This is a genomic window from Paenirhodobacter sp. (assembly GCF_047600745.1).
Lineage (GTDB): Bacteria > Pseudomonadota > Alphaproteobacteria > Rhodobacterales > Rhodobacteraceae > Rhodobacter.
This window is the reverse complement of sequence record NZ_JASGKI010000002.1, coordinates 248,249-261,861: the sequence shown is the minus strand read 5'-3', so window position 1 is coordinate 261,861 and position 13,613 is coordinate 248,249. Positions and strand designations below refer to the sequence as shown.

11 protein-coding genes are annotated in these 13,613 nt (G+C 66.0%); 4 read left to right on the top strand and 7 right to left on the bottom strand.

What is annotated here, in order from left to right; genetic code table 11:
• Positions 1 to 21: 21 nt before the first annotated feature.
• The 4 genes from QM789_RS05685 to QM789_RS05670 form a co-directional block, all read right to left on the bottom strand.
• Positions 22 to 1,692, bottom strand: coding sequence for an ABC transporter permease subunit (locus QM789_RS05685; protein WP_420350996.1), 1,671 nt, complete (start codon positions 1,690 to 1,692; stop codon positions 22 to 24).
• Entirely contained in the window at positions 1,689 to 2,753 is a 1,065-nt protein-coding gene (locus tag QM789_RS05680; protein ID WP_420350995.1) for an ABC transporter ATP-binding protein, read from the bottom strand. The genes QM789_RS05685 and QM789_RS05680 overlap by 4 nt, the downstream gene beginning before the upstream one ends.
• A 50-nt stretch (positions 2,754 to 2,803) precedes the next feature.
• Positions 2,804 to 3,853 (bottom strand): ABC transporter substrate-binding protein, encoded by a 1,050-nt coding sequence (locus QM789_RS05675; RefSeq protein ID WP_420350994.1) that lies wholly within the window; start codon positions 3,851 to 3,853, stop codon positions 2,804 to 2,806.
• Positions 3,854 to 3,935: 82 nt separating this feature from the next.
• Positions 3,936 to 4,706 carry an enoyl-CoA hydratase/isomerase family protein gene (locus tag QM789_RS05670; RefSeq protein WP_420350993.1) on the bottom strand — a complete coding sequence of 257 codons (771 nt, stop codon included), beginning with the start codon at positions 4,704 to 4,706 and terminating at the stop codon, positions 3,936 to 3,938.
• A gap of 254 nt (positions 4,707 to 4,960) precedes the next feature.
• Between QM789_RS05670 and QM789_RS05665 the strand changes: the two genes are divergently transcribed.
• Positions 4,961 to 5,638 (top strand): IclR family transcriptional regulator, encoded by a 678-nt coding sequence (locus QM789_RS05665; protein WP_420350992.1) that lies wholly within the window; start codon positions 4,961 to 4,963, stop codon positions 5,636 to 5,638.
• An 860-nt stretch (positions 5,639 to 6,498) separates the two neighbouring features.
• Here the strand turns inward: QM789_RS05665 and QM789_RS05660 are convergent.
• Both QM789_RS05660 and QM789_RS05655 read right to left on the bottom strand, forming a co-directional pair.
• Positions 6,499 to 7,962, bottom strand: coding sequence for an undecaprenyl-phosphate glucose phosphotransferase (locus QM789_RS05660; RefSeq protein ID WP_420350991.1), 1,464 nt, complete (start codon positions 7,960 to 7,962; stop codon positions 6,499 to 6,501).
• A 144-nt stretch (positions 7,963 to 8,106) separates the two neighbouring features.
• Positions 8,107 to 9,108, bottom strand: a complete 1,002-nt coding sequence (locus QM789_RS05655; RefSeq protein WP_420350990.1) for a replication initiation protein — start codon at positions 9,106 to 9,108, stop codon at positions 8,107 to 8,109.
• 544 nt (positions 9,109 to 9,652) lie between these two features.
• Here QM789_RS05655 and QM789_RS05650 point away from each other — a divergent pair.
• The 3 genes from QM789_RS05650 to QM789_RS05640 are packed head-to-tail and all read left to right on the top strand — an operon-like array spanning position 9,653 to position 12,710.
• A complete protein-coding gene (locus QM789_RS05650) occupies positions 9,653 to 10,855 on the top strand; it encodes an AAA family ATPase (protein WP_420350989.1) in 1,203 nt (400 codons plus the stop codon).
• Positions 10,852 to 11,814 (top strand): ParB/RepB/Spo0J family partition protein, encoded by a 963-nt coding sequence (locus tag QM789_RS05645; RefSeq protein WP_420350988.1) that lies wholly within the window; start codon positions 10,852 to 10,854, stop codon positions 11,812 to 11,814. The genes QM789_RS05650 and QM789_RS05645 overlap by 4 nt, the downstream gene beginning before the upstream one ends.
• 38 nt (positions 11,815 to 11,852) lie before the next feature.
• Positions 11,853 to 12,710 carry an alpha/beta hydrolase gene (locus QM789_RS05640; RefSeq protein WP_420350987.1) on the top strand — a complete coding sequence of 286 codons (858 nt, stop codon included), beginning with the start codon at positions 11,853 to 11,855 and terminating at the stop codon, positions 12,708 to 12,710.
• Here the strand turns inward: QM789_RS05640 and QM789_RS05635 are convergent.
• Positions 12,681 to 13,604, bottom strand: coding sequence for a GlxA family transcriptional regulator (locus tag QM789_RS05635; protein ID WP_420350986.1), 924 nt, complete (start codon positions 13,602 to 13,604; stop codon positions 12,681 to 12,683). The two genes, QM789_RS05640 and QM789_RS05635, sit on opposite strands and share 30 nt — an antisense overlap.
• Between the last annotated feature and the right edge of the window lie 9 nt (positions 13,605 to 13,613).

Here is a 13,613-nt window from a genome sequence, read left to right as displayed (position 1 = left end):
GGGCCGGCGCGGCCCCAGCCGTCATTTTCGCGTCAGCCGCTGCGCCGCGAACAGGATCAGGGTCACGATGCTCAGCACCACCACCGAAACCGCGGCCAGCGTCGGGTTCAGTTGCAGATACATGTCATCCCACATCTGTTTCGGCAGCGTCGATTTCAGCCCGCCGCTGACGAACAGCGCGATGGTCAGGTCATCGAAGGAGGTCACGAAGGCAAACAGCGCCGCCGAGATGATCCCGCCCCGCAGCAGCGGCAGGGTGATGCGGTAAAGGATCGCCCCCTGCCCCGCGCCCAGCGTCGCCGCCGCCTGGTTCAGCCGCCAGTCATAGCCCTTCAGCACCGCGCCGATGGCGATGAAGCTGTAGGGAATGGCCAGAAGCGTGTGCCCGATGACCAGCCCGGTATTCGTCGCGACCAGCCCGATCTGCGCCATCAGGTAGAACAGCCCGACCGCGATCACGATGCGCGGCACGATCATCGGCGCCAGCATCAGCCCGAAGATCAGCCCGTTCCAGCGCGAGCTGGACCGCGCGAGCGCGAGCGCCGCCAGCCCGCCCAGAACGGTGGCGCAGAACGCCGCCGCAAAGGCCACGCCGAACGAACGCACCGTGGCCGAAACCCAAATGGGCGAGCCGAGATATTCCCCGAACCAGCGCAGCGAAAACCCCGGCGGCGGGAAGGTCAGCGACGAGGCCGAGGTGAACGCCAGCGGCAAGACCACGATCATCGGCGCGATCAGGAACAGCAGGAACGCCCAGACATAGCCCCGCGTCGCCGCCGCCCCGACCGGGGGCAAGATCCGCGCGATACCTTCAAGCAGCCAGGCCCCCGCCCGGCGCAGATGCGGGTTGCGCTGCCGCCCGCCGCTGGTCCCCGCCGTGAGGGTCGAAAGGCCGAAGAACTGGTCATAGATCCACACCGCGATCAGCGCCGTGACCACCATCATCACCGCCAGCACCCCGGCAAAGGCCCAGTTCACCAGTTCCTGCACCTGCAAGATGATGACCTGCGCCAGCATCGTCTGCGTCCGCCCGCCAAGGTAAGCGGGCACGATGAAGAAGCCGAGCGAGGTGATGAAGGTCAACAGCCCCGCCGCCGCAACCCCCGGCATCGACAGCGGAAAATAGACCATCCAGAAGCTTTGTGCCCGGCCCGCGCCGAGCGACTCCGCCGCGCTGGTCAGCCGCTGGTCGATGCCCGACATCACCGGCAGCATGGTCAGGATGGCGAGCGGCGCCATCGCATGGACCATCCCCACCAGCACCCCGAATTCGTTATACATCAGCGGCAGCGGCGTATCCGACACCCCCAGTACCAGCGAATTCAGCAGCCCCCGGTTGCCCAGCATGATCATCCAGGCAAAGGTCTTGACGAGGTAGGAGGTCCAGAACGGCAGCAGCACCAGAAACAGCACCCCGCCGCGCTTGTCCTCGGGGAAGGCCGAAATCCACCGCGCGACCGGGTAGCCGAGCAGCACCGACAGCACCGCCGTCAGGATCGAAATCCGGAAGGTGATCGCCAGAATCCGCCAATACACCGGGTTGCTGCCCAGATGGGCATAATGTTCCGTGGTCAGCCCGCCATCGTTCAGCACGCTGAGCGCCAGCAGCCGCGCCATCGGGAACAGGAAGAACACCGCCAGAAAGGCCAGCACCGGCGCGATGAGCCAGATCGGCCCGGGTCGCCAGGTCATGACACGATCCTCCCGCGGTCCTTGCGCCAGTGCAGCGCGACGGAGGCGCCCGGTTCCGGCAGATCGCCCTTGGCCGAGGCCATCAGTTCCGTGCCATCGGGCAGCACGAACAACAGCCGGTTTTCCGCGCCGACGAAGATCACATCGCGCAGCGTCGCCGTGACCTGATTGAACCCCGCATCGGGCGCCGGGCCAAGGCGCAGATCCTCCGGCCGGATCACCAGCGTCAGCGCCTCCGCACTTTGCCCCGTCATCCGCGCGGCGAACCGCCCGGCAGGCGTATCGAGCAGATGCAGATCCCCCGCCGCCCCCGCCAGCCGCCCGCCGATCAGGTTGGAATGGCCGATGAAGCTCGCGGCGAAAACCGTGCGCGGGTCGGCGTAGATCTCATGCGGCGTGCCAAGCTGTTCGATCCGGGCGTGGTTCATCACGCAGATCCGGTCGGACATCACCAGCGCCTCTTCCTGATCATGGGTGACATAGATCAGCGTGGTGCCGAACTCCTTGTGCAGGCGGCGGATTTCCAACTGCATCGTTTCGCGCAGCGCCTTGTCCAGCGCGCCGAGCGGCTCGTCCATCAGGATCACTTCGGGGCGGAAGACGAAGCACCGCGCCAGCGCCACCCGCTGCTGCTGCCCGCCCGAAAGCTCGCGCGGGAACCGGTGGGCGAAGCGGTCAAGCTCCACCTTCTTCAGCGTCTCCTCCACCCGCTGGCGGATCTGATCGGCCGGGATCCGGCGCATCTTCAGCGGAAAGGCGACGTTCTCCGCCACCGTCATATGCGGGAACAGGGCGTAATGCTGAAACACCAGCCCGACGCCGCGCTGATTCACCGGGCGGCGGGTCCAGTCCACACCATCTACAAGCAACTGCCCGCTGGTGGGCTCCAGAAGCCCCGCCACCATTTGCAGCAGGGTCGTCTTGCCGGAACCCGACGGCCCCAGCAGGGTCAGGAATTCGCCCTGCGCAATGTCCAGATCGGTGGGTTGCAGGGCGGTGAAGGTGCCGAATGTCTTCGACAGGCCCTTGACCTGTATCTTCGGCGGGGTCGGCTGTGTCATGAGCGTTCCAATCTGTGAGGGGGCGCGGCCCGAAAGCCGCGCGGGGCCGGTCAGAACAGCAGCCAGCTGTTGAAACGTTCCGTCACCTTGGCGCGGTTCGCCTCCCACCAGGCCTCATCCGCCAGCGCCATCACCGACAGGTTCTGCGGCGCGGTGGGCAGCTGCGCGGCGCGCTCCGGCGCGATGAAGTCATAGGCGCGCAGGTTGGTCGGGCCATAGCTCAGATCATCGGTGAATTTCGCCTGCTGCTCGGCCTTGGTGCAGAAGGCCACGAATTGCCGCGCGGCATCCGCCTTCGGCCCGCCCTTCGGCAGGCCCCAGCCCTCGATCGAATAGAGCCCCTGATTCCACACGATCCGCGCCTGTGCCCCGCTGTCGATCGCCGCCTGCAACCGCGCGTTCCACGCCGCGATCATGTCCACCTCGCCGCTCTGGATCATCTGCGAGGTCTGCGCGCCGCCCGTCCACCACACATCCACGCGGTCCTTGAGTTCGTCGAGCTTGGCGAAGGCCCGGTCGAGGTCGAGCGGATACAGATCCTTGAGCGCCACGCCATCGGCCAGCAGCGCCTGTTCCAGCGTGTCGATCGGATTCTTGCGCAGCGAGCGGCGGCCCGGGAAGGCGTCGGTATCCCAGAAATCCGCCCAGGACGCGGGCGGTTTTTCCACCGTCGCGGTGTTGTAGCCGAACACCGTCGAATACACGTCCACGCCGAGGAAATTCGGATGCACCGACCCCGGCATCAGATCCGTCACCGCCGCCGGATCAAGGTTGATCTCATCCAACAGCCCGTCGCGCTCCAGAATCAGCCGCGCCGACAGCGTGATCGTGCAGACGTCCCAGATATAGGATTTCGTCTCGACCATCGACTTGAACTGCGCCGTGGGCTCCGCATCGCGCGCGACGGAGACGACCTCGATCCCGGTTTCCGCGGTGAACGGGTCGTAAAACGCCTTGCGGTAGCCCGCGGAATAGGGGCCGCCCGGATCCGCCACGGTCAGCGACACCGCCGCCCAGCTACGGCGCGACAGCATCGGCGTGGCCAGCGCCGCCGCACCAAGGGTCAGCGCCGCACGGCGGGAAAAATCTTTCATCGTCATCAGGTTACCTCGCTGTTGTCGGGGGCGCCCGGTTTTCCGGGCGGCATTTTCCGCCCGCCCCCGGGGGCAGGCGGGTCTGTCCTCAGGCCTTTTTCGCGGCGCGCGCGGCGAGGAATTTCTCCATCATCGCCTGCGGCTCGCCCGTCGCATAGGCCGCGCACTGGATCCGCACGCCCGCCTCCATCGCGTCGTCAAAGCCCGCCTGCGTCACCTCGGCGATCCGCTGGCGGTTCAGCTTCATCACCACCGGCGGCTTCGCGGCCAGATCGCGCGCGATCTCCAGCGCCACCTCCTGCACCTTGTCGGCGGGCACCAGCCGGCTGATCAGGCCAAAGCTGAACGCCTCCTGCGCATCCAGCATCCGCCCGGTCAGGATCAGGTCGATGGTCCGGCCAAGGCCCAGCATCTCGCGGATGATCCAGTTGCCGGTGACGGAGGGGATGCCGGAGTTGATCTCGGGCTGGCCCATCCGCACGCCGTCATGCGCGACGCGCAGATCGCACAGCAGCGCGACCTGGAACGCCGACCCCGCCGCCACCCCGTTCAGCGCGGCGACGATCGGCTTCGAACTGTCGCGGAACCGCGCATAGAGCGCCTTCCACTCCGCCATCCACACTTCGGTGCGCGCGGTGTCGAAGGTCTTGCTTTCGCTCAGATCCTGCCCCGCGCCAAAGGCCCGGTCGCCCGCGCCGGTGAGGATGATCGCGCGCACGCCCGCATCCGCCTCCGCCGCGTCCAGCGCCGCGATCAGCAGGTCGCGCATCTGCGTGTTCCAGGCGTTCATCTTCTCGGGCCGGTTCAGCGTGATCTTGAACACGTCGCCGATCTTCTCGGTCAGGATGGTATCTGTCATGTTTTATCTCATTGTGATAACTCTTATTGGATTACGACAATGATGCGGAAATCTGTCAATACATTTTCAATGGAACTCGGCGAATCCGCCGGTTATCCCTGCGCCCACAGCCGCGTTTGGCAGCGTTGCGGCAGCGGGGAGCGGAAAAATGGCGCAAAGACCAAAGCCTGAGAAAGCCACCGATTCGATGATGGTGCTTCTCGGTCGCCAAGGCGTTCCGCGTCCTGGAGGCCTTTGGCCGCGATCACCCGTCGATGACGCTCTCGCAGATTTCGCAGGTCTGCGAGATGGACCTGAGCGCGGTGCAGCGCTTCACCCATACGCTGACCACCCTCGGCTATCTGACGCGCGACCCGAAGACGCGGCAGTTCGAGCTGGGGATCAAGTCGCTGGAACTGTCGTTCCAGTATATCCGCGCCTCGCGGCTGGTGGATCGCGCGATGCCGGTGCTACAGCATCTGAGCACGCAGTCGAACGAAACCGTCAACCTCACCGTGCTGGACGGCACCGAAATCGTCTTCATCACCCGCTTCATGAGCCGCCATGTGCTGAACACCGATGTCATCATCGGCACCCGCCTGCCCGCCTATTGCACCGCGCCGGGCCGCGCGATCCTGTCGCGGATGGCGCCCGGACGGGTGGAGGAAATCCTCGCCGCCTCCGACCTGCGCGCCCATACCCCCGCGACGCCCACCGATCCGGCCGTCCTGCGCGACCGCATCGCGCAGGCCACACATGATGGCTATGCCATTGCTTTCGAAGAATATTTTCACGGAGATGCTTCGATCGCCGCGCCGATCCTCGGCCGCGATGCGCAGGTGGTCGGCGCGGTCAACATCGGCAGTTCGACCGCGCGCCACCAACCCGAGGATTTCGTGGCACAATACAGCGCCATGATCATCGCGGCGGCGCGGTCGATCTCCTGGCAATAACCCCCCCCCCGCGCCGCGCAGGATTCCCCCACCGCGTGCAAACGACCGGCCGCGGGCATGGTGGCGCCTCCCCGCTCATCTCAAAATGGCAACGGCATGTATCATCCTCGGTGACGGGGCTGCCAATCTGCTGATTTCCACTGACGGTCAGCCGCTTGTCGAAGAACTGAACACCCGTCTCCTCGTCGGGTCATGCGGAGGCCCTGGACCGGTTTTGGCAGGTTGCTGAAAAGGGTTCTGCAAGGATGCCGTCGCGGAAATTATCCCGGATCCGCTGAAGATCGGGCTGAAAATTCGGCATTTCCGGCCCATCTGAGGCGGTTTTCCCGGTTCCCGACCTGAACCCTCTCATCGCGCGGGTTTTTCAGCGGCCTGTCAAGACGCAGCGCGGCTATCGCCCCATGGAGCATGGTTTCACAGAAAGCGGGTTGAAGTCCTTTCTCGGTAGCCTGCCAAAACGGTTTCAACACACCGCCGGGCCTGCTCAGGAACGCATAACGGCCCAACCGGACGATCGTCGTCCCCATCCGGGCCATAGCCGGACCCAAGAGTCCCCGTCAGTATCCGGACCATGGCCGGGCCGAGGGATCCCGTTCACATGCCGGCAACGGGCCCGACAAAGGTTCCCGTTCACATACGGGCGCGGCGAAGGATCCCGCCTCAACGGCGCGGAACAGGAACGACCCGGGCGCAGGCACGGCCGTCCGGCGAAGGCCCCTGCCCCGCCATTCGGCTTGCGGCACCACCACCGAATATCGCCCGGAGCTCAGCCGCGACCCTGCCGGTCCCTTCGCCGAAGCGCCGCCCGGGCCTGCCTCTTTGTAGCGACCAGAAGCAGGGCGCTACCGCCCCGCCCCGCATCAATAGGCGTTCCGGCCCTCCAGAACGTGGAACGGCGTCATCAGCAGGATGCGCAGATCGAACCAGATCGACCAGTTCTCGATATAGTAAAGGTCATGCTCGATACGGCGCCGCAGTTTCTCCGGCTCGTCGATCTCGCCGCGCCAGCCGTTCACCTGCGCCCAGCCGGTGATCCCGGGCCGCATGCGGTGCCGCGCCGCGTAGCTGTCCACCATCTCGGCAAAGGCAACCTGCTGGCTCGACAGCGCGACGAGCGCATGGGGCCGCGGCCCGACCAGCGACAGTTGCCCGCCCAGCACGTTGAAAAGCTGCGGCAGTTCATCGAGAGACGTGCGGCGCAGGAACCGCCCGACCGGCGTCACGCGCGGATCGTCCTTCGTGACCACGCGCTTGGCCGCGGCATCGCAGTCGCGCGCATACATGCTGCGGAACTTCCAGACCATGACCGGCTTGTGGTTGTAGCCATGCCGCGCCTGACGGAACAGCACCGGGCCGGGACTGTCGAGCCGGATGGCGATGGCGATCGCCAGCATCGGCAGCCCGAGCAGCAGCAGCGCGACCGAGGTCAGCACGATATCCAGCGCCCGCTTCGCGATCCGGTCCCATTCGGACAATGGCGTGACCGCCAGCGACAGCAGCGCCGGCACCTTCCGCACCCGGTCGTTGCGCCGCAGGAAGGTCATATCCGCGCTATAGGCGGACAGGCGAATATCGACCGGCAGCACCTCAAGCTGACGCATGATCTGCCGGGTCCGCTCCTCGGCGGTGAGTGGCAGGGCGATGATCACCATGTCGATCTCCGCCGTGCGCGCGAAGGGCAGCAGATCCCGGATGGCGCCGATCTTGGGCACCGCCATGACCACGGGCGGAGACCTTTCGTTGCTGCGGTCGTCGAAGATGGCGCAGATCCTGATGTCGTTCTCCGGATTGGCGGCCAGCCCGTCGAGCAGTTTCGCCGCCAGAGGTCCGCCGCCGACAACGACCGCGCGCCGCTCCGTCAGGCCGAAGTCCAGCGCCCATCCGGCCAGGGTTCGCGCGAACAGCCGACCGAACAGCAGGAAGCTGGCCAGAAACGCCGCCGACACGGCGGGCCAGACCACCGCCCCGGTCAGCCATCCCGCGCCCCAGCCCGCCGCGACCGCCAGCAGCAGCCCCGGCCAGAACCGCCGCAAAAGCCGCAACCGATAGCCGCGCAGCGCCTGAAGACAGAGCGCCACCGCGACCCCGGCACAAACCGCGCGCGCCGCCATGCCCCATCCCGCGCCCCCGGACACCGCCGCCGCACACCAGAGCGCGAGCGCCACCAGCGCCACATCCACCGCGGCGACGATCAGCCCCAGTTCCGCCGGGGCTAGAGAGCGCCGCCGCAGGCCGCGCGCGACCTGTCGCTCGGCCGCATTGAGTTCCCCCTGACCGAGAGGCACGATTCCCCGTGGCTGCGTATCATACATTGTCACCCCCATCACCGCCCTCCCCCTCTCTGCCACCGGAAGATTAAGGATCGGTATGCGGGAAACCCCATTTCCGACGCCGCGCCCACCCGCAACATCAACCCGTTGACAACAAACAGAAGATTATCCCGGGCGGAGAAATTGCCAATTGGCAATTCACAGCGGGTTCTCCTCCGCGAAGCGGCGGAAGAAGGCGAGATAGGCCCGGTCCGGGTCGCGCGCGGGCGCCCTGCCCTCGGTCCAGGCGCGCCATTCGGATTCGACGAAATAGATGTCATAGCCGGGATGGCGCAGCCGCGCGGTCTCATAGGTTTCGGTCATCAGCGCCGCGCCCTTGCGCGCGAGCCAGTCGGGCCGCGCCGGGATCGGCGTTTCCAGAACCGTTTCCGCCCGCGCCTTCCGCCCCATCTTGGAAAACTGCAACGCCCGGTCGGCGGCGGTTTCGCCCGATTTGCGCCACCAGCGCATCTCGACATGGCTCACCGAACGGCCGGTCTTGATCGGCTCGATCTCGACCATGAAATCGGACAGCGCGGAAACCTCCTGCACCGCCGGGTCGATCGCGCGCAGCTTCAGGTTCGACCAGGAGGTCAGCTTGCCCTTCGGCACGCCCAGAATGCCCCGGATCGCATCGAGGGTGAACCGCTCCGACGCCTTCCACCGCAGGTTGCCGCGCTTCTGCACCATCTCATAGAGCGTCAGCGCGTATTTCGAGGACAGCGCGAACATCACCTCGCGCTGAAGCCGGGCGAAGACCTGGCTGTTGGCGATGATCTTGCGCAGCCGCGGCGGGATTTCATATTCCATCAGCCCGTCGCGGCGCAGCCCCTCGATATTGCCGCCCAGAAGCTGCACCCGCTCCACCGCCGGTTCGCCGTCCCAGACCACCTGCACCTTGACGATGGCGGACATCAGCCGTTCGATACTGTCGCCGATCCGGTCGTTGGAATTGTGGCTGCCGCGCAGCTGCGCCTTCGAGATGACATGCGTCACCGGCTTGTCGATCGCCTCCCAGGCGTTTTCCAGAAGCTGGTTGTAGATCCGCCGGTCGGTGAGGGTGAGCGGCGTGACCTCGATCAGATCGACCAGTTCGCCGGGCTTGATCAGGCTCTCGGCATTGGGCTTCACGTCCAGCGTCTTGTAGGATTTCTCGGCCATCTGCCCGCTTACCTGCTTCTTCTTACTTTTGTATCATGATCGCCGTAAGAGATCGCCCGGTCAAGCCATCCATCGGGGCGCGGCACCCGGAATGTAAGAATTAGCCCCCGAACGGCCCGGAAACCACCTCGCAACCCATTGCTTTCATGGCAGTTTTTTCGCCCCGCGGCAACCACCCGATTTGTAGGCGCAGGGCACCCGAAAGGTAAGGCCAAAGCATCCGAAAGGTAAGGCGAAGCCACCCGAAACGTAAGCGCCAGAGCAAATAATGCCGTAAAATCAGTGCGCTTTCCGGCATGAATCCTGAATCTCTAGAATCAAGAACACAGGTTTTGCGCCGGATCAGGCCCGGAAAACGCCCTATCTGGCAAAGCGAAGCGAATCGGATACAAGGAAAAGCAGGCATCCGGAGGTTAAGCCCTTACAAATTGGGTGCGCGCTGCCGAAACCGCACTTCCCGTTTTTTATGGTTACCCGGCAAAAATCCGAACTTTACCTGTGCGCTCCGTTGCGGCATGCTGTGGAAAACAAAGAGCGGAACCTCATGAGCAGCCCTGCCCTTCCCCCGATCGCGCTCGACGATCTCAGCCAGTTGAGCCGAAGCGCCTCCCATGTCATCGAACGCCTGCGCGAGCGGGTGTTTGCCCCCGAAAGCCGCAAGCAACTGGAGCTGCGCTTCAACGTGCGCTCGGCCGCCGAAATGGTCGGCCGCACCGAAAAGGCGATCCGCGTGGCGGAGGGCGACGGCCGCCTGCCCGATCCGGCGAAGGATCCGGAAACCGGGCGGCGCAACGGCTATACGCTGGCCGAAATCAACCGGATGCGCGAGGTTTTCGGCACCCTGCCGCATCGCGCGCCCGAAGACCCGCCGCTGATCCTCGCGGTGCAGAACTTCAAGGGCGGGGTCGGCAAAAGCACCGTCGTCACCCATCTGGCGCAGTATTTCGCGCTGAAGGGCTACCGCGTCTGTGTGATCGACTGCGACAGTCAGGCCTCGACCACCGCGATCTTCGGGCTGAACCCGGATGTGGACATCGACGAGGAAGAGGACACGCTCTATCCGTTCTTCCGCCACGGCGGGCCGAAAACGCTGCACTATGCTCTGCGGGCGACCTATTGGCCGGGCATCGCGATTATCCCCGCGAATCTGGGGCTTTACGACGCGGAATATGAATTCGCGGCGCGGATGGCGCGGGAGCCGGGCTTTGTCCTCGACCGGCTGCGCGAGGGGGTGGAGAGCATCGCCGATCAGTTCGACATCGTGCTGCTGGACCCGCCGCCGGCGCTCGGGATGATTTCGCTGTCGGTGCTGCGGGCGGCCAATGCGCTGATCGTGCCGACGCCACCGAACAACATCGACTTCGCCTCGACCTCGCATTTCCTCAAGATGATGGAGGCGACGCTTTACGAACTCGCACAGCACGGGGGCGCGCGGGACTATAGTTTCGTCAAGATCCTTGCCTCAAAGATGAACGATCAGAAATCGGCTCACCAGGCGATCAAACGGATGATGGACGCGGTTTTCCCCCAGGACATGTTGCAGGCGGTGCTGAAGGACAGCGCCGAGATCGACAATGCCACGGCGAACCTGTCCACCGTCTATGAAATGACCGGGGCGGCGACGCGCACGGAAACGCATCGCCGCTGCCGGGCCTATCTCGACCTCATCGGGCGCGAGGTCGAGACGCTGGCCCGCAAGACCTGGCCGAGCCACCATGACAGCCTGCGCCGGGAGGGTCTGCTATGAGCAAGCGCCATGATGCGTTGTTCGACGATGTGCTGAAGGGTCTGGGCGGCGAGGGGGCGGCGGACCGCTCCGCCGCGCGGTTCCTCAAACGCGCGCATGCGCTAGGCGATATGTCGGAACGCGAGGAGAAGGTGCTGCGGTGGGTCGATCCCGCGCAATGCGTGATGTGGGAACGTCACAACCGCGCCTATGACCTTTTGACCGCCGAAAACTGCCGCGATCTGATTGATTCGATCCGGGCGCAGGGGCAGCAGGAATTCCCCGCTGTGGTGCGAAAGCGCGACGATGGCCTGTTCGAGGTGATCTGTGGCGCGCGGCGGCATTTCGCGATTTCCTGGCTGCGGGCGAACAACTATCCGAATTTCAAATACCTGATCGAGGTGCGGGAGCTTTCGGACGAGGAAGCCTTCCGGCTCGCCGATATAGAGAACCGCGACCGCGAGGATCTGTCGGATTACGAGCGCGCGCGGGACTATGCGCAGGCGCTCGATCTCTATTACGGCGGCCGGCAGAAGGCGATGGCGGAGCGGCTGGAAGTGTCGGAGGCGTGGCTGTCGCGTTATCTGCAACTGGCGCGGCTGCCGGAAGCGGTGGTGGCGGCCTTTGCCACGCTGCGCGATGTGAAGGAGCTGCACGCGCGGGCGCTGAAACCGCTCCTGGCGGATCCGGAGGCGGCGGAGCGGGTGCTGGCGGAGGCGGGCGCAATCGCGCGGGAACAGGGGCAGGGCGCGGCGATCCCGGCGCCCGATGTGATCAACCGGCTGAAGGCCGCGGGCCAGCCGCCACGGCTGAAAACCCCGGCGCCGGAGGTGATTTTCCGCCGCAATCCGCATGAAAGCGGCGTGCGGATGACCGAAACCGCGCGCAAGGTGACGCTGGAATTCGCCCCCGGTCTGAGCGAGGCGGCGCTGCGCGCGGCCTTTGATCAACTGCTGGCGCATCGCTTCCCGAAGGGATAATTGCCAATTGGCAATTCCACGGATTGCCGGGGGAAATGATGGATTACGACCGCCTGCTGGACCCGGAAATCCGGGCCTTCATCGCCGAAACGGAGGGGTTCACGCCGCCCGGTCTGGACCCCGATGACTGGGTGGGGCAGCGCGCGGCCTATGACCGGATGGCCGCGCATTTCCACGCCGGGCGCCCGCCGGTCGAGGTCCGCGATGAGCGGATCGGCACCGTTCCGGTGCGGCGCTATGGGGCCGGGGCGACGGTGCTTTATCTGCATGGCGGGGGGTTCGTGCTGGGCGGGCTCGACAGCCACGACGACATCTGTGCCGAGATCGCGGCCCGGGTCGGCTGTGCGGTGGTGTCCGTCGATTACCGGCTGGGGCCGGAACATCCGCATCCGGCGGCCTATGACGATGCGGCGCAGGTGGCACGGGCGCTTGGCCCCGTGGTGCTGTGCGGCGACAGCGCGGGGGCGACGCTTTGCGCCGCGCTGGCGGGGACGTTCCCGAAGGGCAGTTTCCTTGCGCAGGTGCTGATCTATCCGCTGCTGGGCTATCCGCCGGAGGGTGGCAGTTTCGACATTCACGCCCATGCGCCGCTGCTGAGCCGCGATGAGGTGCTGCTTTATGACCGCCTGCGCGGCGCGGCGCCGGACGATCCGCGCCATTGCCCGGCGAAGGGCAATCTGGCCGACCTGCCGCCGACATGGCTGTTCCCGGCCGAGGCCGACCCGCTGCATGACGACGCGCTGCGCTATGCGGAGGCGAGCGGGGCGCGGGTGGTCGAGGGCGCCGGGCTGGTGCATGGCTGGCTGCGGGCACGGCATCGCAGCGCGCGGGCCGGGGCGGCGTTCGACCGGATCATCGCGGTGCTGTCAGATCTGGCGGGGCCGCGCGCCGCGTGATTTGCGGATCGAATGGCCGTAGGCGTGGCGGAATGCCTTGGCCAGCGCCGCCGCATCGGAATAGCCGCAGCGGAGCGCGATTTCGCGCAGGTCGAAGCTGCTGCCGGTTGCCAGGTCGCGGGCGCGGGACAGCCGCAACAGTTGGTAATAGCGCCCCGGCGACTGGCCGAGTTCGCTGCGGAACAGCCGGTCGAGCTTGCTGCATGACACGCCCGCCTGCGCGGCGATCTGCGGCAGGGGCAGGGGGTGTTCGATCGTCTCGACCATCAGGTTGACGATCTGGCGCAGCTTCTCGGTGCCCTTGCCCTCCAGACGGCGGGGCGCGCCGCTGTCATGGACAAACATCATCGAGGCGAGGAAGGCATTCGCCGGGCCGAACCTGTCGGAAATCACCGCGAGGATCAGGTCGAGCGCGCTCGACGCGCCGCCACAGGACCAGATCCGGCCCTCCATCACATAGCGGTCGGTGCTGAGCGTGGTGTCCGGGAATGCCTCGGCGAATTCGGCCAGCATCGCCCAATGCGCCGTCGCGCGCCGTTCGTGCAGCAGCCCCGCGGCGGCGGCGAGCCAGGCCCCGGCATCGGCGCAGATCACCACCGGCGCGAGCCGCGCAAGGCCGGAGATCAGCCGCAGGTTCGCGGGCACCGCATGGTCGCGAAAGCCGTAGCCCGAAACGATCACCAGTATATCCACCGGCCCCGGCGCCTCGGCCCGGCCATCGGGCGCAATGGTCAGGCCGCTTGACGAGCGCGCGGGGCGGTTGCCCGGCGTCAGCACCTGCCAGCGGATGTCCGCCTGCGCCTGATCGCGCACCGCGCGCAGCGGTTCGAGCAGGCACGACAGCACCATGTTTGAAAAGCCGTCGAACAGCAGGAAGGCGATGGAGGTGGCCATAATGACGAA

Excerpts from the sequence above, each read along its gene's own strand:
- QM789_RS05685 (WP_420350996.1), bottom strand. The coding sequence starts at position 1,692 with ATGACCTGGCGACCCGGGCCGATCTGGCTCATCGCGCCGGTGCTGGCC.
- QM789_RS05680 (WP_420350995.1), bottom strand. The coding sequence starts at position 2,753 with ATGACACAGCCGACCCCGCCGAAGATACAGGTCAAGGGCCTGTCGAAG.
- QM789_RS05675 (WP_420350994.1), bottom strand. The coding sequence starts at position 3,853 with ATGACGATGAAAGATTTTTCCCGCCGTGCGGCGCTGACCCTTGGTGCG.
- QM789_RS05670 (WP_420350993.1), bottom strand. The coding sequence starts at position 4,706 with ATGACAGATACCATCCTGACCGAGAAGATCGGCGACGTGTTCAAGATC.
- QM789_RS05665 (WP_420350992.1), top strand. The coding sequence starts at position 4,961 with ATGACGCTCTCGCAGATTTCGCAGGTCTGCGAGATGGACCTGAGCGCG.
- QM789_RS05660 (WP_420350991.1), bottom strand. The coding sequence starts at position 7,962 with ATGGGGGTGACAATGTATGATACGCAGCCACGGGGAATCGTGCCTCTC.
- QM789_RS05655 (WP_420350990.1), bottom strand. The coding sequence starts at position 9,108 with ATGGCCGAGAAATCCTACAAGACGCTGGACGTGAAGCCCAATGCCGAG.
- QM789_RS05650 (WP_420350989.1), top strand. The coding sequence starts at position 9,653 with ATGAGCAGCCCTGCCCTTCCCCCGATCGCGCTCGACGATCTCAGCCAG.
- QM789_RS05645 (WP_420350988.1), top strand. The coding sequence starts at position 10,852 with ATGAGCAAGCGCCATGATGCGTTGTTCGACGATGTGCTGAAGGGTCTG.
- QM789_RS05640 (WP_420350987.1), top strand. The coding sequence starts at position 11,853 with ATGGATTACGACCGCCTGCTGGACCCGGAAATCCGGGCCTTCATCGCC.
- QM789_RS05635 (WP_420350986.1), bottom strand. The coding sequence starts at position 13,604 with ATGGCCACCTCCATCGCCTTCCTGCTGTTCGACGGCTTTTCAAACATG.